We start from the raw sequence: 22,880 nt of genomic DNA, 5'->3' as shown, positions 1-22,880 counted from the left end.
CCGCAGGCGGGCGTGCGCATGGCTGAGTTGCCGGTGGTGCTGTTGCCGGTGGGCGTGGACGACGCCGCGCTCGACGCCTGCCTCGCCGCGCTCGACGCCGCCACCCCGGCGGGCACCGCGGTATGGCTCGCGGACGACGCCCAGGCGGGGCCACGCGGCCTGGCCATCATCGAACGCTGGCTCGCGGCGACGCCGCTGCGCGCCGACTACACCCGGCGCGAGCGCCCGGTGGGCGAGGTCGCGCACCTGGACGAGATGCTCGCCGCCTGCGGCGACGCCGACGTGGTGGTGCTCGCGCCCGACGCGGTCCCCGCGCCCGGCTGGGCGGTGCAGCTGGCGGCCTGCTTTGCGCGTGACGCCTCGATCGCCAGCGCCACTCCCTGGTGCAACGCCGGCGAGGCTGCGGCGTGGCTGCGGATCGGCGAGATCTCGCCGATGCCCGCCGAACCGGCGCGGCTGGCCCGCGCCTGCGCCGCGATGCCGCCGCTGCACCCCGAGCTGCCGGCCGCGGTGGCGCATGCGGTGATGCTGCGCGGAAGCGCCCGGCGCAAGGCCGGCGGCCTGGATGCGGCCAGCTACCGGTCCTGGTACGCGGCGCTGATCGACCTGTCGCTGCGGCTGTCGGGCCTGGGCTGGCGCAACGTCCTGTGCGAGACCGCCTTCGTCGCCCGTGGCGGCGAGGGCGGGGCGGGCGAGGGCGACATGGACGCACTGGCCGCACGCTGGCCGGCCTGGCACGCGCGGCTGGCGGCGTTCCTGATCGAGGATCCGCTGCGCCCGCTGCGCGAGCGGCTGGCCCGGCTGGAAGCGGAGGTCGACGGGCCGCAGCGGCAGCAGGAACTGTTCCCGGCCGACGGCCATGGCGGCGATGCCGGCGCGCCCGGGGGCGCAGCATGAGCGCCGCGGCTCCCGGCATCGCCGCGATCGTGGTCAGCCACCAGAGCGAAGCCACCATCGCCGACTGCCTGGCGCGGCTACTGGCCTGCACGGCGGTGGTGCAGGTGCGGGTGGTGGACAACGGCTCGACCGACGGCACCCTCGAAGTGGTCCAGCGCCAGGCCTCGCTGGATCCGCGCCTGCGCTTCATCGGCAATCCGGACAACCCCGGTTTCTCGGTCGCCTGCAACCAGGGCGCGCGCGCCAGCGACGCCGAGTGGCTGGCCTTCGTCAATCCCGATTGCCTGCTCGAACCCGACGCGCTGGCGCGCCTGCTGGCCCATGCCCGCGCGTACGATGGCGACTGCCTGCTCGGCGCGGACCTGGTGGACGAACACGGCCGCCGCGACGCCGCCGCGCGCCGCCGTGATCCCGACTTTGCCGCCATGCTGCGCGACCGGGCCGCACGCGACGTGGCGGTGCCGCCCGATCCGTCGTGCACGCTGCAGCCGGTCGATGCGGTCTCCGGTGCGCTGATGCTGCTGCCGCGGCGCCTGTTCGAGCGCATCGGCGGCTTCGACGAGGGCTACCGCCTGCACGCCGAGGACCTGGACCTGTGCCGCCGCGCGCGCGCCGCCGGCGCGGTGGTGGCGGTGGCCAACGACGTCCGGGTGCTGCACCTGCGCGGCGTGTCCAGCCGCGCGCGTCCGCTGTTCGTGGAATGGCACAAGCACCGCGGCCTGTGGCGGTACTTCCGCCGGTTCGACGCGACGCGCGCGCCCTGGCCGGCGCGCGTGGCGGTGTGGTGCGCGATCTGGCTGCGCTTTCCCTTCGCCGCGCTGCGGCAGTGGCGGACGTGAGCGCGGCACGGCGCTACGCCGGCGTGGCGCCGCCCCGGCAAATCGATGGAGTTCTCCCATGCCCGTGATCCAGTCCCTGCTCGATACCGACCTGTACAAGTTCACGATGATGCAGGCGGTGCTGCACCAGCATCCGGCCGCGCACGCCGAGTACCGCTTCCGTTGCCGCACCCCCGGGGTCGACCTGGCGCGGCACATCGACGCGATCGCCGACGAGATCGACCACCTGTGCACGCTGCGGCTGGCCGAAGAGGAACTGGACTACCTGCGCGGGCTGCGTTTCATCAAGTCCGACTTCGTCGACTTCCTCGCCCTGTTCCGGCTGCAGCGCAAGTACGTCTCGCTGCGCCGCTCCGACGCCGAGCCCGGCGCGATCGAGCTCGAGGTCAAGGGGCCGTGGCTGCACACGATCCTGTTCGAGGTGCCGCTGCTGGCGATCGTCAACGAGGTCTACTTCCGCGACACCCACGGCGCGCCCGACGAGGCCGAGGGCCTGCGCCGGCTCGAGGCCAAGCTGGCGCGGATCAATGACGCGGTCGGCTACGAGGACTGCCGGATCACCGACTTCGGCACCCGCCGGCGCTATTCGCGCGCCTGGCACGACCGCCTGATCCCGCGCCTGGTGCAGGGGCTGGGGGAGAAGTTCGCCGGCACCAGCAATGTCGATCTGGCGCGCCGCCACGGCCTGGTCGCGCAGGGCACGATGGCGCACGAATGGCTGCAGGCCTACCAGGCGCTGGGGCCGCGGCTGCGCGATTCGCAGGTGGCCGCGTTCGAGGGCTGGGCCCGCGAGTACCGCGGCGATCTCGGCATCGCGCTGACCGACGTGATCGGCCTGGACGCGTTCGTGCGCGACTTCGACATGTACTTCTGCAAGCTGTTCGACGGCATGCGCCACGACTCCGGCGACCCGGTGGAGTGGGGCGAGCGGCTGATCGCGCACCTGGCCGCGAACAAGGTGGACCCGCGCACCAAGATCTTCGTGTTCAGCGATGGCCTGGACATCGAGGAGGTCATGCGCCTGTACGCCCACTTCAAGGGGCGTTGCCTGATGTCGTTCGGGGTCGGCACCAACCTGACCAACGACCTGGGCCCGAAGCCGCTGAGCATCGTGATGAAGATGGTCCGCTGCAACGGCCAGCCGGTGGCCAAGCTCAGCGACAGCCCCGGCAAGACCATGTGCGACGATCCCGGGTACCTGGCCTACCTGCGTCAGGTGTTCGGCGTCCCGCAACCCGGGTGACCCGAATCCCCTGCAGGATCGGCTTCAGCCGCGACCGCCGTTCCGGGAATCGCGCCGCTCCGGGGTCCGCTGCCGCGGCCGAAGCCGCTCGCACGATGCCGACGCCGCTCAGCGGTAACGGTTGATCTCGTCGCGCAGCTGCCGCGCGGCCCCGGCCGCCGCCTCGGCATAGTCCTCGCCGGTGGAGGCGTAGAGGATCCCGCGCGAGGAATTGATCATCAGCCCGGTGCCGTCGGCGGTCGCCCCGTTGCGCACCACCGCCTCGACGTCGCCGCCCTGGGCACCGACGCCCGGGATCAGCAGCGGCATGTCGCCGACGATCCCGCGGATCACCTTGAGTTCTCCGGGGAAGGTGGCGCCGACCACCAGGGCGCAGTTGCCGTCGACGTTCCATCCGGTCGCGATCGCGCGCGCCACGTGCTGGTACAGCGGCGCGCCACCGACCTCGAGCTCCTGGAAGTCGCGCGCGCCGGGGTTGGACGTGTGGCACAGGAAGATGCAGCCGCGGTCGTTGCGCTGCAGGAAGGGCGCGGCGGAATCGCGGCCCATGTACGGATTGAGCGTGACCGCGTCGGCGCCGAAGCGGTCGAAGGCCTCGATGGCGTACTGCGCGGCGGTGCTGCCGATGTCGCCGCGCTTGGCGTCGAGGATCACCGGGATGTCCGGATGCGCGGCGTTGAGGTGGGCGATGAGCCGCTGCAGCGCGGCCTCGCCGCCGTTGTGGGCGGCGAAGTAGGCGATCTGCGGCTTGAACGCGCAGGCGTAGCGGGCGGTGGCGTCGGCGATGTCGCGGCAGAACGCGAACAGCGCCTCGGCCGTGTCCGCGTAACCGTCGCCGGCGAAGCGGTCGGGGAACCGCGCCGGATCGGGGTCCAGGCCCACGCACAGCAGGCTGTCGGCGTCGCGCCAGCGGGCGCGGAGCTTGTCGATGAAGGTCATGCGCTCTCCCCGGTGTCGAGTCGGATGCCACGCCCGGACCGGGCCGCGCGCCCGCGCCCGTCCGCGGCGCGGGCGGTTGCGGCCGTTACTTCAGCGCCTTGAAGCGCAGACGCTTCGGGCCGGCGTCATCGCCCAGGCGGCGCTTCTTGTCTTCCTCGTACTCGCGGTAGTTGCCCTGGAAGAACTCCACGTGCGAGTCGCCCTCGAAGGCCAGGATGTGGGTGGCGATGCGGTCCAGGAACCAGCGGTCGTGCGAGATCACGAACGCGTTGCCCGGGAATTCCAGCAACGCGTCCTCGAGCGCGCGCAGGGTTTCCACGTCCAGGTCGTTGGAGGGCTCGTCGAGCAGCAGCACGTTGCCGCCCTGGAGCAGGGTCTTGGCCATGTGCAGGCGCCCGCGTTCGCCGCCCGACAGCGAGCCCACGCGCTTCTGCTGGTCCGGGCCCTTGAAGTTGAAGCGACCGAGGTAGGCGCGCGACTGGATCTCGATCCCGTTGATGTCGAGGATGTCCAGGCCGCCCGAGACCTCCTCGAACACCGTCTTGTCGCCGTCCAGCGCGTCGCGGCTCTGGTCCACGTAGGCCAGCTTCACGGTCGGCCCGATGATGATCTCGCCCGAGTCCGGCTTCTCCTGCCCGGTGATCATCTTGAACAGGGTCGACTTGCCGGCGCCGTTGGGGCCGATGATGCCGACGATCGCGCCCGGCGGCACGATGAAGCTCAGGTCGTCGATCAGCAGGCGGTCACCGAAGCGCTTGGAGACGTTGCGGAACTCGATGACGTTGTTGCCCAGGCGCTCGCCCGGCGGAATGAAGATCTCGTTGGTCTCGTTGCGCTTCTGGTACTCGACCGACTGCAGCTCCTCCAGGCGGGCCAGGCGGGCCTTGCCCTTGGAACGGCCGCCCTTGGCGTTCTGCCGGGCCCACTCCAGCTCCTTGGCGATCGCCTTCTGGCGCGCCTTCTCCTGGTTCTCCTCCTGCTTGAGCCGCTCTTCCTTCTGCTGCAGCCACTCGGTGTAGTTGCCCTTCCACGGGATGCCGCGGCCGCGGTCGAGCTCGAGGATCCACTCGGCGGCGTTGTCGAGGAAGTAGCGGTCGTGGGTCACCGCGACCACGGTGCCCGGGTAGCGCTGCAGGAACTGCTCCAGCCACTCCACCGACTCGGCGTCGAGGTGGTTGGTCGGCTCGTCGAGCAGCAGCATGTCCGGCTTCTGCAGCAGCAGGCGGCACAGCGCCACGCGGCGCTTCTCGCCGCCGGAGAGGTTGCCGATCTTCGCGTCCCAGGGCGGCAGGCGCAGCGCGTCGGCCGCCACTTCCAGCTGCTGCTCCAGGGTGTGGGCGTCGCCCGAGGCCAGGATCGCCTCCAGCCGCTCCTGCTCCTTGGCCAGGGCATCGAAGTCCGCGCCTTCCTCGGCGTAGGCGGCGTAGACCTCGTCGAGGCGCTTCTGCGCCTGCAGGATCTCGCCCACGCCTTCCTCGACCGCCTCGCGCACGGTCTGCCCGGGATCGAGCTGGGGTTCCTGCGGCAGGTAGCCGATCTTGATGCCCGGCTGCGGCCGCGCCTCGCCCTCGAAGTCGGTGTCCACGCCGGCCATGATCCGCAGCACCGTGGACTTGCCGGCGCCGTTGAGGCCCAGCAGGCCGATCTTGGCGCCGGGGAAGAAGCTCAGCGAGATGTCCTTGATGATCTGCCGCTTGGGCGGGACCACCTTGGACACCCGGTTCATGGTGTAGATGTACTGCGACGACATGGAAGGACTCCGGGAATTGCGCGCGGCCGGAACCCGCGCGGCGGGCCGCGCGGACCGGCAGGGTGGCTCGGGATCGCGCAATTATAGCCGGTCGCGGAGGGGCGTCCCCCAGCCTGAGCGGTGGTTAAACGCGCGTGACGACGACGCGGCCGCAAACGCTTGCAGGGAGGATCGATTCAGCCGCCGCGGCCGATAGTCGGGACAGGCCGTCCGGTGGGGGATGGCCGGGACCTGGAGACCACACCATGAACCTGAAGTTCACCTGGGCGACCGTGCTTGCCGTGGCCATGGCGACGATGGCCGCCCCTGCCGTGGCCGACGGCCGCGGGCGCGGCCACGGGTATCGCGACCACGACCGGCGCGAACTGCGGCACGACCGCCGCGACCACCGCCAGGCCCGGTACGACCGTCGCGACCACCGGCGCCACGACCGCCACCACCGCGCCCCCGTGCGCGTAGTGCACCACCGCCCGGTGGTCCACCACTACCATGCGCCGCCGCGCCACGTCGGCCCGCCGCGCTGGGCCCGCGGCGGCTATGTCCATCACTACCACCGCCCGGTGTACGTGATCCACGACTACCACGGCTACGGCCTGCGCCATCCGCCGCACGGCTACCGCTGGGTGCGCGACGACTACGGCGATATGCTCCTGGTCGCCATCGCCACCGGGCTGATCGTGGACATGATCCTGCGCTGAGGAGCCGCCCGGGGCCGCTGGCCCCGGCCATCGACCGGTCCGGAAGGCGCGCCCCGGGGCGCGCCTTCCGCCGTTCCGGCCCCCGTCCCCGGGCCGGCGGCCGGGCGGGGCAGGTACAATCCACGCCTGCCCGCCCATTTTCCCGGAGATCCGATGTTTCCCCGCGACGCCCGCATCGAAGGCTACGACCCCGAACTGGCCAAGGCCATCGCCGACGAAGCGCGCCGCCAGGAGGACCACGTCGAGCTGATCGCCAGCGAGAACTACGCCAGCCCGCGGGTGATGGAGGCCCAGGGCAGCCAGCTGACCAACAAGTACGCCGAAGGCTATCCCGGCAAGCGCTACTACGGCGGCTGCGAGCACGTGGACGTCGCCGAGCAGCTGGCGATCGATCGCGCCAGGCAGCTGTTCGGCGCCGACTACGTCAACGTCCAGCCGCATTCGGGGTCGCAGGCCAACCAGGCGGTCTATTTCGCGCTGCTGCAGCCGGGCGACACCATCCTGGGCATGTCGCTGGCGCATGGCGGGCACCTGACCCACGGCGCCAAGGTCAACGCCTCCGGGAAGCTGTTCAACGCCGTCCAGTACGGTGTCGACGACGATGGCCTGATCGACTACGACGACGTCGAGAAGCTGGCGCTCGAGCACAAGCCGAAGATGGTGGTGGCCGGATTCTCGGCCTACTCGCGCAGGATCGACTGGGCGCGCTTCCGCGCGATCGCCGACAAGGTCGGCGCGGTGCTGTTCGTGGACATGGCCCACGTCGCGGGGCTGGTGGCGGCGGGGGTGTACCCGAACCCGGTGCCCCACGCGCACGTGGTCACCTCCACCACCCACAAGACCCTGCGCGGCCCGCGCGGCGGCATCATCGTCGCCAGCCGCGAGGGCGCGGGTGAGGAGTTCGACGCGATCACCAAGAAGCTGCAGTCGATCGTCTTCCCCGGGATCCAGGGCGGGCCGCTGATGCACGTGATCGCGGCCAAGGCGGTGGCCTTCAAGGAGGCGCTGGAGCCGGAATTCAAGGCCTACCAGCAGCAGGTGGTGAAGAACGCCCAGGCGATGGCCGGGACGATCATCGCCCGCGGCTACAAGATCGTCTCCGGCGGCACCGACAACCACCTGATGCTGGTGGACATGATCGGCAAGCCGATCACCGGCAAGGCGGCCGAGGAAGCGCTGGGCAAGGCGCACATCACGGTCAACAAGAACGCGGTGCCGAACGATCCGCAGAAGCCCTTCGTGACGTCGGGCCTGCGCATCGGCACCCCGGCGGTGACCACCCGCGGCTACGGCGAGCAGGACTGCATCGAGCTGGCCCACTGGATCTGCGACGTGCTCGACGCGCCGGAGGACGAGGCCGTCCTCGCCCGCGTGCGCGAGGCGGTGACGGCGCAGTGCCGGAAGTTCCCGGTCTATGGCTGAACCGCGGCCGCTCGCGATGGCGCTGCCCCGGGCCGGTCGGCGTCCGCCCGCGACCGCCCGCCAGCGCTAGCGTCCAGCCGCCTGGAGCGCCGCCCGATGCACTGTCCCTTCTGCCAGCACCAGGACACCAAGGTCATCGACTCGCGCGCGTCCGAGGACGGCGCGACGATCCGGCGCCGGCGCGAATGCGAGGCCTGCGGCGAGCGCTTCAGCACGCTCGAGACCATCGAACTCAAGCTGCCGGTGATCATCAAGGGCGACGGCCGGCGCGAGCCGTTTGACGCCCGCAAGCTGCGCATCAGCATGGACCGCGCGCTGCACAAGCGCCCGGTCTCCGAAGAGCAGATCGAGGCCGCGGTGCGCGCGGTGGTGCACCAGCTGCGCATGACCACCGAGCGCGAGGTGCCCTCGCGCCGGGTCGGCGAGTTCGTGATCGCCGAGCTGCGCAAGCTCGATCACGTCGGCTTCGTGCGCTTCGCCTCGGTGTACCGCTCGTTCGAGGACATCACCGATTTCCGCGAGGAACTCGACCGGCTCGAACGCGAGCTGCCCGGCGAGGGCCAGCTGCCGCTGCTGGGCGGCGACGTGGTGCCGTTCGACAAGGCCTCGGGCAAGGGCAAGAAGCGCTGATGCGCGGGGCCTCGCGGGCGTGAGCGCGTTCTCCGCCACCGACCACGCGATGATGGCCCGGGCCCTGCGCCTGGCCGAGCGGGGCGCCTACACCACCCGGCCCAACCCGATGGTCGGCTGCGTGCTGGCGCACGGCGACGAGGTGGTGGGCGAGGGCTGGCACCGCCGCCAGGGCGAACCGCACGCGGAAGTGCTGGCGCTGCAGGCGGCCGGCGATCGCGCCCGCGGCGCCACCGCCTACGTCACCCTCGAACCCTGCGCCCACACCGGCCGCACCGGGCCCTGTGCCGACGCGCTGGTCGCCGCGGGCGTGGCACGGGTGGTCGCGGCGATGCGCGATCCGTTCCCGCAGGTCGACGGCAGCGGCTTCGACCGCCTGCGCGCGGTCGGGATCGCGGTCGAGGTGGGGCTGATGGAGGCGCAGGCGCGCGCGCTCAACGTCGGCTTCGTTTCGCGCGTCGTCCGCGGCCGGCCGTGGGTGCGGGTCAAGCTGGCCTGCAGCCTCGACGGCCGCACCGCGATGGCCAGCGGCGACTCGAAGTGGATCACCGGCGAGGCCGCGCGCGCGGACGTGATGCACTGGCGCGCCCGCGCCGGCGCGATCCTCACCGGCGCCGGCACGGTGCTGGCCGACGACCCTTCGCTCACCGTGCGCTTCGCCACGCCGCGCGAATTCGTGCCGCCGCTGCGGGTGGTGCTGGACCCGGGCCTGGCCACCGTCGCCCGCGGCAAGGTGCGCGAGGGCGATGCGCCGACCCTGTACCTGCACGCGCCCGACGCCAAGCCGCCGCGCGAACTCACCGCCGACCGCGCCCCGGTGCCGGTGCGCGCCGGCGTGTTCGACCTGCCGGCGGTGCTGGCCCTGCTGGCCGGGCGCGGGATCAACGAGGTCCACGTCGAGGCCGGTGCGACCCTGGCCGGCGCCCTGCTCAAGGCCGGGCTGGTGGACGAGCTGCTGCTGTACGTGGCCCCGGTGCTGCTGGGCGACACCGCGCGGCCGCTGTTCGGCGGCCTGGGCTTCACCGAGATGGCGCAGCGGCTCCAGCTGGAGATCCTCGAGACCCTGCGCATCGGCGACGACCTGCGGCTGCGGCTGCGGCCGCGGGCAGGGGCCACGGCCTGACGGCGGCGATGCCCGGCCCGGGGTTCAAGGACCACTTTTCCGCGGTCGCCGCGGCCTACGCCGGCGCGCGGCCGGGCTACCCGGACGCGCTGTTCGACTGGATCGCCGCGGTCGCGCCGTCGCGCCGGCTGGCCTGGGAAGCGGGCTGCGGCAGCGGCCAGGCCACGCGCAGCCTCGCCGCGCGCTTCGAGCGCGTGCACGCGACCGACGCCAGCGCGGAACAGCTCGCCCATGCCCGCGGGCCGGCCAACGCGCGCTTCGCGGTCGAACCGGCCGAACGGTGCAGCCTCGGCGCTGCCAGCGCCGACGTCGCCTGCGTCGGCCAGGCCCTGCACTGGTTCGACCTGCCGCGCTATTTCGACGAGTGCGCGCGCGTGCTGCGGCCGGGCGGGGTGCTGGTGGCCTGGACCTACGATGGCCTGGCGGTACCGCCGGAGCTGCGCGAGGCGGTGGGCGCCTTCAGCGACGCGATCCGCCCGTACTGGCCGCAGGAGCGGGCGCTGGTCGGCGCGGCGTACGCCGGCTTCGACTGGCCGTTCGTGCCGGTCGATCCGCCGGCGTTCACGCTCGAGGCGGACTGGCCGCTGGCGCGGATGCTGGCGTACTTCGCGAGCTATTCGGCCACGCGCCGCCATCGTGAAGCCACGGGCGTCGATCCGGTGGCCGCGCACGCGGACGCCATCGCCCGGGCCTGGGGCGATCCGGCGAGCACCCGGCGCCTGCGCTGGCCGCTGTACGTGTTCGCGCGGAGGAAGCCTTGATCCGCTGGGGGATCCTCGGCTGCGGCGCGGTCACCGAGGTCAAGAGCGGGCCGGCGCTGCAGCGTGCACCGGGCTCGGCGCTGGTCGCGGTGATGCGCCGCGACGCCGGCAGGGCCGAGGACTACGCGCGCCGCCACGGCGTGCCGCGCTGGTACGCCGATGCCGATGCGCTGATCGCCGACCCGGAGGTGGACGCGGTGTACGTCGCGAGCCCGCCTTCGAGCCATGCTCCGCTGGCGATCCGCGCGCTGCGCGCAGGCAAGCCGGTGTACGTCGAGAAACCGATGGCGCTGGACGCCGGCGAATGCACGGCCATGCTCGACGCCAGTCGCGACGCCGGGCAGCCGCTGTTCGTCGCCTACTACCGGCGCGCACTGCCGCGCTTCCTGAAAGTGCGCGAGCTGGTGGCCGAAGGCGCGATCGGCCAACCGCGCCGGGTCCGGGTGCAGCTGCACCGGACCTTGGACCCGCGCTATGCCGATTCCGCGGCGCTGCCGTGGCGGGTGCGCCCGGAGCTGTCCGGCGGCGGGCTGTTCGTGGACCTGGGCAGCCACACCCTGGACCTGCTCGATTTCCTGCTCGGCCCGGTGGTCGAGGCCTCGGGCGAGGCGCGCTCGGCATCCGGCGCCTATCCCGCCGAGGACACGGTCGAGGCCCGCTTCATGTTTCCCGGCGGCATCGAGGGCAGCGGCGACTGGTGCTTCTGCAGCGATGCCCGCCGCGACGTGGTCGAGATCGAGGGCAGCCGCGGCCGGCTGTCGTTCGCCACCTTCGACGAGGCGCCGGTGGTGCTCGAGGCTGGCGGCCGCCGGCAGAGCTGGAGCATCCCCAACCCGCCGCACATCCAGCAGCCGCTGGTCGAGACCGTGGTCGCCGCGCTGCAGGGCCGCGGCGACTGCCCGTCCACCGGCGAGACGGCGGCGCGCACCACGGCGGTGATCGACGCGATCCTGGCCCGCTTCCGCAACGCTGCGTCCGGCGCCTCGACGCGGGCCGCGGGGCCGCTGGGCTAGAATGGCGCCACGGCCGCCCGCGTGGCGGCCACCAACGATGGAAACGTCTTCGGGGCGGGGTGGAAGTCCCCACCGGCGGTAGGCGTGGCGCGACCCGGCGGATCGCGCGCGCGAGCCCGCGAGCGCCCGGCCGGCATCGCCGTCCGGGGTCAGCAGATCCGGTCCAATCCCGGAGCCGACGGTCACAGTCCGGATGAAAGAAGACGCGTCGCGCGGCCCCGTGGGCCGAGCGTTCGCTCGCTCCCGCGGGCGTTTCCCGCATAGCGGGAAACGGTCATGTTCACAGGTCTCATCGAGGGTGTCGGCACGCTGGTCTCGCGCGAGGCGCGCGGTGGCGACGCGCGGCTGCGGATCGCGGCCGGCAGCCTGCCGTTCGACGGCGTGGCGCTGGGCGAGAGCATCGCGGTCAACGGCGTGTGCCTGACCGTGGTCGCGTTCGACGACGCGCATTTCGAGGCCGACGCCTCCAACGAAACCCTGTCCCTGACCACGCTCGGCGCGCTGGCGCCGGGGCGCGCGCTCAACCTCGAGCGCGCGATGCGCCCCGGCGACCGGCTCGGCGGGCACCTGGTCAGCGGCCATGTCGACGGGGTGGGGCGGGTGGCCTCGGTCGCCGACGACGGCCGCGCCCAGCGCTGGCGCTTCACCGCGCCGGCGGCGCTGATGCGGTACATCGCGCGCAAGGGTTCGATCTGCGTCGATGGCGTCAGCCTCACCGTCAACGCGGTCGACGCCGACGGCTTCGAAGTGGCGCTCGTGCCGCACACCGTCGCCCACACCGCGTTCTCCGGCACCGCCCCCGGCGATCCGGTGAACCTGGAAGTGGACCTGCTGGCACGCTACGTCGAACGCCTGCTCGAGGCCGGCACGCCGGCGGGAGGGCGCTGAGATGGCCTTCGCACCCGTGCCCGAACTGCTCGAGGAGATCCGCCAGGGGCGGATGGTGGTGATCGTCGACGACGAGGACCGCGAGAACGAGGGCGACCTGATCATGGCCGCCGAACTGGTGCGCCCGTCCGACATCAACTTCATGGTCACCCATGCGCGCGGGCTGGTGTGCCTGTCGCTCACCCGCGAACGCTGCGCGCAGCTCGGCCTGCCGCCGATGGTGCAGTCCAACACCTCGCGCCACCGCACCAACTTCACCGTCAGCATCGAGGCGGCCGAGGGCGTGACCACCGGCATCTCCGCCCACGATCGCGCGCACACGATCCGCACCGCGGTGCGCCCGGACGCGCGCCCCGAGGACCTCTCGCAGCCCGGCCACATCTTTCCGCTGATGTCCGAACCGGGCGGCGTGCTCGCGCGCGCCGGCCACACCGAGGCCGCGTCCGACCTGGCGCGGCTGGCGGGCCTGGCGCCGGCGGGCGTTTTGGTGGAGATCCTCAATCCCGACGGCAGCATGGCCCGGCGCCCGGAGCTGGAGGTGTTCGCGCGCGAACACGGCCTGAAGATCGGCTCGATCGAGGACCTGATCCGCTACCGGCTCGAGACCGAGCACACGGTCGAGCGCGTGGACGAACGCGGCATCGAGACCGCGCACGGCCCGTTCCGCCTCGTGAGCTACCGCGACCGGCTGGCCGACGCGCTGCACTTGGCCCTGGTGCGTGGCGCGCCGGACCCGGCGCGGGCCGCGCTGGTACGGGTGCAGCCGATGAACCCGCTCGCCGACGCGCTGCACTGGCGGCGCGACGACTTCGGCCCCACCACCGCGGACGTCCTGGCCCGGCTGGCGGCGGAGGAGTCCGGCGCGCTGGTGCTGCTGGACGAGCCGCGCGATCCGGCGGCGCTGCTCGAGCGCGTCCGAGCGCCGCAGTCGGCCGCGCCGCCCCCGGTACGCGGCGGCCGGATGGGCGAGTGGCGGCGCAACGGTGCCGGTTCGCAGATCCTGCAGGACCTGGGTTTCGGCCGCCTGCGGGTGCTGGGCACCCCGCGCAGGCAGGTGGGGCTGGCCGGGTTCGGGCTGGAGATCGTGGAGTACGTGGCTCCCTAGCGCCCGCGCGCGGACCTGCCGTGTCCGGGCATCCGCCCCGGCCGCCGCCATCGCCCTTCGGGGCCGCGGCCCGCACGGTAGAATTCCCGTCTCCCGACCGGATATCCCCAAGGCATGAGCCATTACGAAGGCGACCTGCGCGCCCCCGAAGGCGCGCGCTTCGCGATCATCGCCAGCCGCTGGAACCCGCGCATCACCGATGCGCTGGTGGCCGGCGCGCGCAAGGCCTTCGCCGACCACGGCGTGGCCGCCGACGCGATCGACGTGGTGCGCGTGCCCGGCGCCTGGGAGATCCCGCTGGCGGCCCGCCAGCTCGCCGTGCGCGGCGCGCACCGCGCGCTCGTCGCCGTGGGCTGCGTGGTGCGCGGCGATACCCGTCACTACGAGCAGGTGGCCGACGGCTGCAGCCAGGCGCTGATGCGGGTCGCGCTCGACCACGGGGTGCCGGTGGCCAACGGCGTGCTGGCGGTCGATTCCTACGAGGACGCCGAGAAGCGCGCCGGCGGCAGCCACGGCAACAAGGGCGAGGAGTGCGCGCTGGTGGCGATCGAGATGGCGCACCTGCTGGAGACGCTGGCGTGAGCCGCGGGCCGCGTCGCGACGGCGTCGATCCGGTGGCGCGCACGCGCTCGCGCCGGCGCGCGCTGCAGGCGGTTTACGCGATGCAGCTCTCGGGCGTGGACGCGCGCAACGCGATCGCCCAGTTCGCCCACGAGCAGGCGCACGAAGTGGCCGACCTGGAGTACTTCGAGGACCTGGTGCGCGGCGTCGGCAAGCACCGCGCCGAACTCGACGCGGCGCTGCAGCCCTTCCTCGACCGCGCGGTGGAGGAGGTGGACCCGATCGAGCGCGCCATGCTGCGCATCGCCGCCTACGAGCTGCGCCACCGCCTGGACGTGCCGTTCCGGGTGGTGATCGACGAGGCCTTGCGCACGGTCAAGCGCTTCGGCTCCGAGCACGGCCATACCTACGTCAACGGGGTGCTCGACCGCGCCGCCGCGCAGTGGCGCGCGACCGAGGTCCAGGCCGCGCGCGGCTGACCGGGGCGTCGCGCGACGGCCGCCGATGGCGATGGAATTCGACCTGATCGCCCGCATCCGCGCCCGCGTCGCGGCGCGCGGCGATGTGGTCCTGGGCATCGGCGACGATGCCGCGCTGCTGCAGCCGCCGCCGGGGCTGCAGCTGGTGGTGACGATGGACGCGCTGCACGCCGGCGTGCACTTCCCGCACGGCACCGCGCCGGCCGACATCGGCTGGAAGGCGTTGGCGGTGAACCTGTCCGACCTCGCCGCGATGGGCGCCCGGCCTGCCTGGTGCACGCTGTCGCTGTCGCTGCCCGAGGGCGATGCCGGCCTGGTCGACGCCCTGCTTGACGGGTTCCTTGCCCTGGCCCGCGAGCACGACGTGGCCCTGGTCGGCGGCGACACCACGCGCGGGCCGCTGTCGCTGTGCGTGGCCGCGCATGGGTTCGTCGAACCGGGCCGTGCGCTGCGCCGCGACGGGGCACGCGTCGGCGACGACGTCTGGGTGACCGGCACGCCGGGCGACGCGGCCGGTGCGCTGGCCGCGCTGCAGGCCGGCGCCGCGGTCGACCGCGCGCTGCGCGCGCGGCTCGACCGGCCGCAGCCGCGGGTGGCCGCCGGACGCGCGCTGTCGGGGCTGGCCACCGCCTGCATCGACGTCTCCGATGGCCTGCTGGCCGATCTCGGCCACGTCTGCACCGCCTCCCGCGTGGGCGCGGTGGTCGAACTCGAGGCTCTGCCGGCGTCGCCGGCGCTGGCGCGTTTCCGTCCGGAGATGCGCTGGCCGTGGCAGGCCTGCGGCGGCGACGACTACGAACTGTGCTTCACCGCGCCGCCGGAGCATCGCGAGGCGATCGCGCGGGCGCTCGCGGGCGCGGGCGTGCCCGCGGCGCGCATCGGCCGGATCGAGGACGGACAGGGCGTGCGCGCGCTGCGGCCAGACGGCAGCGCGTGGACGCCGGCGGTGCCGGGCTACCGCCACTTCCAGGACCCTTCGCCCCTCCTGTAGGAGCGGCTTCAGCCGCGACCAGGAATCGACACGTGCGCAGGTCGCGGCTGAAGCCGCTCCTACAGGGAGCCGTGCAGCTGGGCGCTTCCCGTGATCAGGCGCCGCCGCGAAGCGTCGCGATGGCATCGGCCATGCGCGACAGCGCCTCGTCGAGCACCGGCCGCGGCATGGCGAAGTTCAGGCGCACGTGGCCCGCGCCGGCCTCGCCGCATTCGCGGCCGTCGGTCAGCGCCACGCGGGCCCGGCGGCGGAAGAGCGCCGCGGCCGTCGTCCCTGCGGGGAGCGGCAGCGCGCGGCAGTCGAGCCAGGCCAGGTAGGTGCCCTGCGGCGCGACGAACCTGGCCTCCGGCAGGTGCGTGGCCATCCACCGCGACACGCGCTGGCGGTTGCCGTCGAGGTAGCGCAGCACGCCGTCCAGCCAGGCGCCGCCCTCGCGCCAGGCCGCGGTGGCGGCGATCATGCCCAGTCCCGCCACGCCGTGCCCGGCCACCAGGGCGATGCGCCGCCAGCGGTCGAGGTCCTGGTCGTTGCCCAGCACCATCTGCGCGCACTTGAGGCCGGCCAGGTTCCAGCCTTTGGAAGGCGAGACCGCCACCACGCAATGCCGGGCCGCGGCGTCGGACACGCTGGCGTAGGGCACGTGGCGCGCGCCCGGGTAGACCAGCGGCGCGTGGATCTCGTCGGAGAACACGCGCGCGCCATGCCGCTCCACCACCTCGGCCAGCGCCCGCAGCTCGTCCGCCTCGAACACGCATCCGAGCGGGTTCTGCGGATTGCACAGCAGCACCAGCCCGGCGCCGCCGGCCAGCGCCGCGTCGATGCCGGCCAGGTCCATGCGCCAGCGCCCGTCCTGCAGCAGGTGCGGCACTTCCAGCACGCGGTGGCCGTGCAGCTCCAGCAGCGGGCGGAACGGCATGTAGGCCGGGGTCGGCAGGACCACCGCGGTGCCACGCGGCAGGAAGTGGGCGAGCATGATCTCCAGCGCGCCGAGCACGTCGCCCACCGGCTGGATGCGCGAGGGATCGACCTGCCAGCCGTAGCGGCCGGCCTGCCAGGCGGCGCAGGCCTGGGCCAGCTCGCGCGACAGCGCCGGCGTGGGGTAGCCGGTGCGCCCGCGCGCCACCGCCTCCTGCAGTGCCGCGGCCACCGGCGGGGCGAGCCCGAAGTCCATCTCGGCCACGAAGGCGCCGATGCAGTCGGGGAAGGCGGTCCATTTCAGGCCGCCGGCGGCACGCAGGCCGGCTTCGTCGATCTGGTCGAAATCGATGGGCATCGCGGCAGTCGGGTCAGTCGTCGGCGCGGAATGCGTCGCGCAGCCAGCGCAGCGTGGGGGCGTCGGGGTCGCCGCTGGCGTCGACCACGTCGAACCGGCAGGGCGCGTCCTGCAGGTCGCGTCGGCGGGCGAGGAACTGGCGCGCGGCCAGCACCAGGCGGCGGCGCTTGCGCGCGTCGATCGAGGCCGCGCCATCGCCGAAGCGCGCACTGCGCCGGTAGCGCACCTCCACGAACACCACGGTATCGCCGTCGCGCATCACCAGGTCCAGCTCGCCCACCCGCGCGGTGGCGTTGGCGGCGATCGGCCGCAGGCCGGCGCGGCACAGGTGGGCGCGCGCGGCCGCTTCGATGCCGGCGCCGCGGGCGCGCACCTCAGTGGCCGCGGTCGGCCACCGGCGTGACCAGGCCGCCGCTGAAGGTGGCCCAGGCCGGAATCCGATGCACGCGCCCGTCGGGCGCCAGCGACAGCTCGCCGGTGGCGCCGGAGACCGTCGCGCCCGGCTGCCTGGCGAGTTCGCGCAGGCGGGCGCTGAGCAGCCAGGCGTCGTGGCCGAAGGCGAACAGCCGCGCGGCCGGGCCGCGGGCGGTCGGCAACTGCTCGGCCAGCGTGGCCGGCGAGGGCAGCCCGGGCAGGCCGGACGTGGTCCAGGGCTCGCTGACGAACACGATTCCGTCGAGGGCGCGGTCGCTGTCGGCATCGCCGGTGCCCAGGCCCAGCTGCGAGGTCGCGAGCCGGATCCGGTTGCCGAGGCCGGCGGCGAACAGTTGCGGCACCACCACCCGCGCCTCGTTGCCGCGCAGCGCGATCAGCACCGCGTCCACGCCGCCTTCGCTGCCGGCCGCCGCGCGCAGCGCCGGCGTCTGGTCGCCCGGGGTCTCGCCGGTGATCGCGATCGTGGCCACGAGCGTGCCGCCGGCCGCCTCCAGCGCCGTGCGGAGGGTCTCGACGCTGCGCACGGCGTGGTCGTCGCCGTTGCTCAGCACCAGCACCCGGCGCGCGTTGTGCGCCAGCAGCCGCTGCGCGATCGCGGCGCCTTCGTCCTCGGGCGCGAGCGAGAAGTCGGCGGCGTTTTCGGGCGGCTCGCCATGGCCGCGGTTGAGCGCCAGCAGCGGCACCGGCTGCGGCGAACCGAACAGCGCCGAGACTTCGTCGCGGCCCAGCGGGCCCAGGATCTGGTCGGCGCCTTCGGCGACCGCGCGGTCGCGCGCGGCGATCGCGCCCGAAACCGTCCCGCCCGTGTCGTAGAACACCAGTTCCGGCCTGGCGCCGCCGTGGCCGTAATAGCCGGCGAGCAGGCCGTCGCGCACCGACGCGGCGGCGGTGGCCAGCTGCCCGGTCATCGGCAGCAGGACGGCGAGCCGCTGCGGCGGTCCGCCGGCGGTGGCCGGCGCCGGGCCGAAGGTCCAGTGGGTGTCGACCGGCGCGGGCGCCTCCGGCGCCACCTGCGGGCCCACCTGCACCGAGGCGCAGCCCGCCAGCATGGCCGCCATGGCCGCGCCCAACATCCATTTCGACATCTGCCGCATCTGCCGGCCCCACGGTGGACAATGGCCCGATTCTACCGTCAGTCCGTGGAGGGACGATGTCGACCAAGGCAGCGGTGGCCGCCGCGGGCGTGCTGCACGTGGTGGCCACGCCGATCGGCAACCTGGGCGACCTCTCGCCGCGCGCCGCCCAGGTGCTGGGATCGGTGGCGGCGATCTGCGCCGAGGACACCCGCCATACCCGCCAGCTGCTGGCGCAGATCGGCGTGTCCACGCCGCTGCTGGCGCTGCACGAGCACAACGAGGAGGCGCTCGCGCCGCGGCTGGTGGAGCGGCTGCGCGCGGGCGAGTCGCTGGCGCTGGTCAGCGACGCCGGCACCCCGCTGGTGAGCGACCCGGGCTTCCGTCTGGTGCGGGCCGCGCGCGAGGCGGGGATCCGGGTCAGTCCGGTGCCCGGTCCCTGCGCCCTGGTCGCCGCGCTGAGCGTGGCTGGGCTGCCCAGCGACCGCTTCGTGTTCGAGGGGTTCGCGCCGGCGAAGGCCGCGGCCCGCCGCGAATGGCTGGCGGCGCTGGCGGGCGAGCCGCGCACGCTGATCTTCTACGAGTCCGCGCACCGCATCCACGCGATGCTGGCCGACGCGGCGGCCGCGTTCGGCGGCGACCGCCGGGCCGTGGTGGCGCGGGAACTGACCAAGCTGTTCGAGACCGTGCTCGACGGCACCCTCGACGCGCTGGTCGCGCGGGTGGGCAGCGATGCCGACCAGCGCAGGGGCGAGTTCGTGGTGGTGGTGGAGGGCGCCGGCGAGGATGGCGCCGCGCGCCTGGCCGAGGGCCGGCGTGTGTACGCGCTGCTGGCGGCCGAACTCAGGCCGTCGCTGGCGGCCAAGCTCGCCGCCGAGATCACCGGCGCGCCGCGCAAGGCGCTTTACGGCGGCTGAGGCGCGCGGCTAGCGCTGGCCGGTCGCGGTGTCCGTCGCCAGGTCCGGCGCGAAGATCCGGTCGTCCGCTTCGGCTTGCAGGTAGCGCCGCAGCACCTCCTGGTGGCAGCCGAACTGCGACGCCAGCTCGGGCGGGATCTGGCCGTGGCTGCGTACGCCCTCGCGGGTAGTGAGGAAGTACCGCCCGGGCGCGGTCCACGCGATCCCCAGCGGCATCGAGCGCGGCTCGAACAGCGACCGGCCCAGGAAGCTGTTCGGCGCCTGTGGGGCCTCCAGCAGCTGCAGCAGGGTCGGGGCGAGGTCGAGCGAGTTGCGGCCGTCGGCGTCGAGCGTGGCCGGCAGGCGATGGAACGGGTCGCGCACCAGCAGCGGGATGCGGTCGACGAAGAATGGGCGGAAGTCGCTGCCGGCGACCTTGCGGTATGCCGGCTCCGGGTAGGTGGAATGGTCGGCGGTGACGACGAGGATCGTGTTGCGCGCGTACGGGCTGCGGTCGAACCAGTCCAGGAATTGCCCGAACGCCGCGTCGTAGTTGTGCAGCTTGTCCAGCACCGGGTTGTCGTGCCCCGGGTACCGCACCGGTCCCGGCGGGATCATGGCGTGGGTGCCGATGTTGTAGAGCATGATGAAGAACGGCGCGTCCTCGCCGTTGGAAAGGCGCCGTTCGAGCAGCGCCTGAAGGCCTTCGAACAGGCTCTGGTCCTCGATCGCGGCGGTGCGCCCGCGCAGCGGCAGCTCGCGCCCGAGCAGGTCGGAACCGATGGTGTGGCGGGAATACACCTGGCTGAACCCGATCGAGCGCAGCATCACGATGAACGGCTTGGTTTCCGGATGCGGCGCCAGGAAATAGGTCTGCCAGCCGGCGGCCGAGAGCAGCGCGGGGACCGTCTGCCGACGGGTCGTGGTCAGTGCGTTCGGGTCGGGCACGCGCTCCCAGCCGTTCTGCCCGGCGCCGCCGGAGGCCATGAATCCCGAGGCCATCTGCCCGCCGACGCCGCGATAGGTGGCCGCGGTGTGGTTGAAGTAGTTGTCCACCCGCATCGACTCGGCGGCGACGCGGTCGAAGTTCGGCGTGAGGCCCGGGTACTCGCCGCCGTAGGCGCCGAGCATGCGTGCCGACACGCCTTCGGACATCAGCACGATCATGTTCGGCCGTCCCGGCGGCGCGTCGGGCGCGCGTGCCAGCCGTTCGCGGTAGATCTCGTTCTTCTGGAACGGAAAATCCTCGTGCCGGGCCGGCCACGGGAAGCACGCTCCGACGTCCACCGCCACTGCCCCGGACGGCGCGTCGGGGACGGCCCGCGAGGCGTCGTAACCCGCGATCGCGAGCGCGGCCAGCGGCGCCTGCCGGAACCCGGGCTCCAGTGCCGGCGCCTTGCGCTGCAGGGTGGCCAGGTAGGCCACGAGCAGCATGGCGACGCCGAGGCTGCCGGCGTACGCCCCGCGGCGCAGCCACTCGCCGTTGAGCGGGCGCGCCCCATGCGCGGGACGCGGCAGCAGCGTCGACCAGCAGAACGCAAGCCACCACAGCAGCGCCAGCGCGGCCGCGAGCATCAACCGCTTCGACAGGAGGAACTGCGCCGAGTCGCCGTTCTGCAGCGCCAGCGCGGTCAGGAAGTTGCCCGAGATGTGCAGCGAGTACGCCTGGACCAGGTAGCCGGCGCAGGCGAGGCCCGAGATCGCCCAGCACAGCGCGAGCCACGCCGGACGTGCCCGGCCGCGCGCGGCCATGCGCATGCAGCCGGCCAGCAGCAGGCCGGTGAACCAGAGTTCCACGATGCTGCCGGCTAACCGGACCAAGATGCGGCCGGTGCGCTCGCCGTCCGGCAGGGCGAAGCCGGCGAGGGCGATCCAGTAGGCGAGCGCGAGCCCGGCGAGGAACAGGAGGCGGCCGTGGTGCGCGAACAGGCTGCGCAGCCGGCCTTGACGCGGGGGCGACGTCATCGGCAGCAGGGTCGGTTGCGGGCGGCGTTCGAGGATAGAACGGCCTGCCTGCACAAAGCCTTCACTATGCTGAACCCCGGATGGCCGGAGTGCGGCGGCCGGCGCCGTGCGACAATGGCGTCGGCGGAGCCGGCCGGGCAGCCGCGTCGCCCTCCCTCCGGGGAAGGCGCCGAGGAAAGTCCGGGCTCCACAGGGCACGGTGCCAGGTAACGCCTGGGCGGCGCGAGCCGACGGAAAGTGCAACAGAAAGATACCGCCAGCGGCCCGGTCGTCTTCGGATGGCAGGGTGCGGGCAAGGGTGAAATGGTGCGGTAAGAGCGCACCGCGAGCCTGGCAACAGGCCGGCACGGCAAACCCCACCGGGAGCAAGACCAAATAGGGAGGCGATGCCGCGGCCCGCGGTGCCTCCGGGTAGGTTGCTCGAGCGCACCGGTGACGGTGCGCCCAGACGAATGGCTGTCCACGACAGAACCCGGCTTACAGGCCGGCTCCGCCACCTGCTTCGATGGACGCGACAACTCCCTGGCCTGGTGTGCAGGTCGGGTGCCCGGCGCTGGCACGACGGTGGACACTGCCAGCCGGATGGGCATGGATGGCAACTCTCGCCATGCCGCCGGGCGTGGAACGCGGGACAGTCTAGTGCAATGCAGTCGCGCCGGCGCCGGCGATGCAGCCGACGGCAGCGCGCATGCGCATCGTCACCCCAGGCCGCGCGCCGCGTACTGGGCTTCGATCCGCGTGTGGGTGCGCCAGAACGGACGCGGCTGGTCGCCGCGCAACACGTCACCGAGGATGTCGAGGTGGGTGTGCCAGCCACCGGCGACGCTGAGCGTCTGCGGACCCGGGGCCAGGCGGCGGTGGGTGAGGGTGAGCAGCACCTCGTCGCCGTCGGGTTCCAGTTCGATGGTGACGTCCGAGGGCGGCTCGCCGGCGTCCGGCCCGCCGCCCCAGGTGAACGCCAGCAGGCGCGGCGGCTCGCAGCGCAGGATCTCGCCGCGCACCGTGCCGGCGTTGCCGACCTCGCGGTACTTCTCCGGGGGTGGATCGTCCCCGCGCGACAGTTCCGAATTGCGGAAATGCAGCTCCACGGCACCGCCCGGGCGCGTGTCCATCGGTCCGCCGGCGAGCCAGAGGCGGCGCTTGTCCGGATCGACGAGGTAGCTCCAGACGCGTTCGAGCGGACCGGGCAGGCGTCGGCGGAAGCGCAGGGTGCCGGGTCCGGCGAGGGTGCCGTGGGCGGTCATGGCGCAGGTCCTCCAGGGGTGGGCGGGGCATCGGGCGGGTTGCCGGATCCGTCGGGGCCGCCGTCGCGCAGCAGCGCCTCGAGGCTGTCCAGGCGCGCGGTCCAGAACTTCGCGTAGCCACGCAGCCATGCCTCGGCCTCGGCCAGCGGTGCGGCCTGGAGCGCGCAGCGGTGGGTGCGGCCCTGCACGGTGCGGCGTAGCAGGCCGGCGCGTTCGAGGGTGCGGATGTGCTTGGAGGCGGCGGCCAGCGACATCTCGAACGGCGCCGCCAGTTCGCCCACGCTGCGCTCGCCCGTCGCCAGCGCCGCCAGCATCGCGCGCCGGGTGGGGTCGGAAAGGGCGTGGAAGACGCCGTCGAGGCGCGACGGATATTCAATCATGTGGTTGAATATCTGCCTGTGGACGGCTCTTGTCAACCCAGAGGTTGAATGAGTGCGTTGTGCTATGCAGCATCCACCGGGGATCGCGCCGTCCGCGTCCCCTGCCAGGTGGCCCGGAAATCGACGAATCTCAAAATTTGAGACATATCAGCAGCTTGTGGATAAGCCTTGAGCAACTTTGTGAAGTGTCACGCAAGTTATTGAGCGGATTAATGAAATTTCGACACCAAAGCTGTTGACATCGTTCTGGACGGGCCATAAGGTGGCGCTTCGTG

At 73.0% G+C, this 22,880-nt stretch carries 23 protein-coding genes, 1 other RNA gene and 1 riboswitch; of the genes, 16 read left to right on the top strand and 8 right to left on the bottom strand.

The window, feature by feature from the left end; translation table 11 throughout:
* Nucleotides 1-18 precede the first annotated feature (18 nt).
* Genes FQY79_RS02975 through pncB form a run of 3 tightly spaced genes read left to right on the top strand, consistent with a single transcriptional unit; the run spans nucleotide 19 to nucleotide 2,979 of the window.
* Nucleotides 19-897, top strand: a complete 879-nt coding sequence (locus FQY79_RS02975; RefSeq protein ID WP_146310578.1) for a glycosyltransferase — start codon at nucleotides 19-21, stop codon at nucleotides 895-897.
* The gene (locus tag FQY79_RS02970; RefSeq protein ID WP_146310575.1) at nucleotides 894-1,736 is read left to right on the top strand and encodes a glycosyltransferase family 2 protein; all 843 of its coding nucleotides are present in this window, start codon (nucleotides 894-896) and stop codon (nucleotides 1,734-1,736) included. The genes FQY79_RS02975 and FQY79_RS02970 overlap by 4 nt, the downstream gene beginning before the upstream one ends.
* Before the next feature lie 58 nt (nucleotides 1,737-1,794).
* The gene (gene pncB / locus FQY79_RS02965) at nucleotides 1,795-2,979 is read left to right on the top strand and encodes a nicotinate phosphoribosyltransferase (RefSeq protein ID WP_146310573.1); all 1,185 of its coding nucleotides are present in this window, start codon (nucleotides 1,795-1,797) and stop codon (nucleotides 2,977-2,979) included.
* Between the two features lie 108 nt (nucleotides 2,980-3,087).
* Here pncB and pyrF read toward each other — a convergent pair whose 3' ends face one another.
* Nucleotides 3,088-3,918, bottom strand: coding sequence for an orotidine-5'-phosphate decarboxylase (gene pyrF, locus FQY79_RS02960; protein WP_146310571.1), 831 nt, complete (start codon nucleotides 3,916-3,918; stop codon nucleotides 3,088-3,090).
* Between the two features lie 85 nt (nucleotides 3,919-4,003).
* Nucleotides 4,004-5,668, bottom strand: a complete 1,665-nt coding sequence (gene ettA, locus FQY79_RS02955; protein WP_146310569.1) for an energy-dependent translational throttle protein EttA — start codon at nucleotides 5,666-5,668, stop codon at nucleotides 4,004-4,006.
* Between the two features lie 245 nt (nucleotides 5,669-5,913).
* On the opposite strand from ettA, the gene FQY79_RS02950 reads away from it, so the two are divergent.
* The 11 genes from FQY79_RS02950 to thiL all read left to right on the top strand — a co-directional run bounded on the left by FQY79_RS02950 (nucleotide 5,914) and on the right by thiL (nucleotide 15,339).
* Complete coding sequence (locus FQY79_RS02950) at nucleotides 5,914-6,366, top strand: RcnB family protein (protein WP_146310567.1); 453 nt, start codon at nucleotides 5,914-5,916, stop codon at nucleotides 6,364-6,366.
* Nucleotides 6,367-6,519: 153 nt separating this feature from the next.
* On the top strand, nucleotides 6,520-7,788 hold the full coding sequence (glyA, locus tag FQY79_RS02945; protein WP_146310565.1) for a serine hydroxymethyltransferase: 1,269 nt from the start codon (nucleotides 6,520-6,522) through the stop codon (nucleotides 7,786-7,788).
* A 96-nt stretch (nucleotides 7,789-7,884) separates the two neighbouring features.
* Nucleotides 7,885-8,418: a transcriptional regulator NrdR gene (gene nrdR, locus FQY79_RS02940; protein ID WP_146310563.1), complete on the top strand. Its 534-nt coding sequence runs from the start codon at nucleotides 7,885-7,887 to the stop codon at nucleotides 8,416-8,418.
* 49 nt (nucleotides 8,419-8,467) lie between these two features.
* Entirely contained in the window at nucleotides 8,468-9,541 is a 1,074-nt protein-coding gene (gene ribD / locus FQY79_RS02935) for a bifunctional diaminohydroxyphosphoribosylaminopyrimidine deaminase/5-amino-6-(5-phosphoribosylamino)uracil reductase RibD (protein ID WP_146310849.1), read from the top strand.
* An 8-nt stretch (nucleotides 9,542-9,549) separates the two neighbouring features.
* The gene (locus FQY79_RS02930) at nucleotides 9,550-10,302 is read left to right on the top strand and encodes a class I SAM-dependent methyltransferase (protein ID WP_146310561.1); all 753 of its coding nucleotides are present in this window, start codon (nucleotides 9,550-9,552) and stop codon (nucleotides 10,300-10,302) included.
* Nucleotides 10,299-11,315 (top strand): Gfo/Idh/MocA family protein, encoded by a 1,017-nt coding sequence (locus FQY79_RS02925; protein ID WP_246122972.1) that lies wholly within the window; start codon nucleotides 10,299-10,301, stop codon nucleotides 11,313-11,315. The genes FQY79_RS02930 and FQY79_RS02925 overlap by 4 nt, the downstream gene beginning before the upstream one ends.
* Nucleotides 11,316-11,356: 41 nt before the next feature.
* A riboswitch (FMN riboswitch) is annotated at nucleotides 11,357-11,524 on the top strand.
* Nucleotides 11,525-11,591: 67 nt separating this feature from the next.
* Nucleotides 11,592-12,203, top strand: a complete 612-nt coding sequence (locus FQY79_RS02920; protein WP_146310557.1) for a riboflavin synthase — start codon at nucleotides 11,592-11,594, stop codon at nucleotides 12,201-12,203.
* A 1-nt stretch (nucleotide 12,204) separates the two neighbouring features.
* Nucleotides 12,205-13,308 carry a 3,4-dihydroxy-2-butanone-4-phosphate synthase gene (ribB, locus tag FQY79_RS02915; protein ID WP_146310555.1) on the top strand — a complete coding sequence of 368 codons (1,104 nt, stop codon included), beginning with the start codon at nucleotides 12,205-12,207 and terminating at the stop codon, nucleotides 13,306-13,308.
* A 114-nt stretch (nucleotides 13,309-13,422) separates the two neighbouring features.
* Nucleotides 13,423-13,890 (top strand): 6,7-dimethyl-8-ribityllumazine synthase, encoded by a 468-nt coding sequence (ribH, locus tag FQY79_RS02910; RefSeq protein WP_146310553.1) that lies wholly within the window; start codon nucleotides 13,423-13,425, stop codon nucleotides 13,888-13,890.
* Complete coding sequence (gene nusB / locus FQY79_RS02905; RefSeq protein ID WP_246122971.1) at nucleotides 13,839-14,348, top strand: transcription antitermination factor NusB; 510 nt, start codon at nucleotides 13,839-13,841, stop codon at nucleotides 14,346-14,348. Before ribH ends, nusB begins: the two co-directional genes overlap by 52 nt.
* A 31-nt stretch (nucleotides 14,349-14,379) precedes the next feature.
* Complete coding sequence (gene thiL / locus FQY79_RS02900; RefSeq protein WP_186759715.1) at nucleotides 14,380-15,339, top strand: thiamine-phosphate kinase; 960 nt, start codon at nucleotides 14,380-14,382, stop codon at nucleotides 15,337-15,339.
* A gap of 94 nt (nucleotides 15,340-15,433) precedes the next feature.
* Here thiL and FQY79_RS02895 read toward each other — a convergent pair whose 3' ends face one another.
* From FQY79_RS02895 to FQY79_RS15475, 3 genes are read right to left on the bottom strand one after another with little or no spacing between them, the layout of a single operon-like run.
* Nucleotides 15,434-16,612 (bottom strand): MalY/PatB family protein, encoded by a 1,179-nt coding sequence (locus FQY79_RS02895; protein WP_146310548.1) that lies wholly within the window; start codon nucleotides 16,610-16,612, stop codon nucleotides 15,434-15,436.
* 13 nt (nucleotides 16,613-16,625) lie between these two features.
* Complete coding sequence (locus FQY79_RS15480; RefSeq protein WP_222434232.1) at nucleotides 16,626-16,985, bottom strand: YraN family protein; 360 nt, start codon at nucleotides 16,983-16,985, stop codon at nucleotides 16,626-16,628.
* A gap of 1 nt (nucleotide 16,986) precedes the next feature.
* On the bottom strand, nucleotides 16,987-18,105 hold the full coding sequence (locus tag FQY79_RS15475) for a penicillin-binding protein activator (RefSeq protein WP_146310546.1): 1,119 nt from the start codon (nucleotides 18,103-18,105) through the stop codon (nucleotides 16,987-16,989).
* A 92-nt stretch (nucleotides 18,106-18,197) separates the two neighbouring features.
* Between FQY79_RS15475 and rsmI the strand changes: the two genes are divergently transcribed.
* Nucleotides 18,198-19,037, top strand: a complete 840-nt coding sequence (rsmI, locus tag FQY79_RS02880) for a 16S rRNA (cytidine(1402)-2'-O)-methyltransferase (protein WP_425463167.1) — start codon at nucleotides 18,198-18,200, stop codon at nucleotides 19,035-19,037.
* A gap of 9 nt (nucleotides 19,038-19,046) precedes the next feature.
* Here the strand turns inward: rsmI and FQY79_RS02875 are convergent, their stop codons facing one another.
* Complete coding sequence (locus tag FQY79_RS02875) at nucleotides 19,047-20,981, bottom strand: LTA synthase family protein (protein ID WP_146310545.1); 1,935 nt, start codon at nucleotides 20,979-20,981, stop codon at nucleotides 19,047-19,049.
* A 125-nt stretch (nucleotides 20,982-21,106) separates the two neighbouring features.
* Between FQY79_RS02875 and rnpB the strand changes: the two genes are divergently transcribed.
* An RNA gene (gene rnpB / locus FQY79_RS02870) (RNase P RNA component class A) lies at nucleotides 21,107-21,477 on the top strand.
* A 202-nt stretch (nucleotides 21,478-21,679) separates the two neighbouring features.
* On the opposite strand, the gene FQY79_RS02865 is transcribed toward rnpB, so the two are convergent.
* Nucleotides 21,680-22,225 (bottom strand): SRPBCC family protein, encoded by a 546-nt coding sequence (locus FQY79_RS02865; RefSeq protein WP_146310543.1) that lies wholly within the window; start codon nucleotides 22,223-22,225, stop codon nucleotides 21,680-21,682.
* Entirely contained in the window at nucleotides 22,222-22,605 is a 384-nt protein-coding gene (locus FQY79_RS02860) for an ArsR/SmtB family transcription factor (protein ID WP_186759712.1), read from the bottom strand. The genes FQY79_RS02865 and FQY79_RS02860 overlap by 4 nt, the downstream gene beginning before the upstream one ends.
* Between the last annotated feature and the right edge of the window lie 275 nt (nucleotides 22,606-22,880).

The organism is Luteimonas wenzhouensis, assembly GCF_007859305.1.
In the GTDB taxonomy this organism is placed as follows: Bacteria; Pseudomonadota; Gammaproteobacteria; order Xanthomonadales; family Xanthomonadaceae; genus Luteimonas; species Luteimonas wenzhouensis.
The sequence above is the reverse complement of the archived record's forward strand: the minus strand, read 5'-3'. Positions and strand labels throughout refer to the sequence as shown.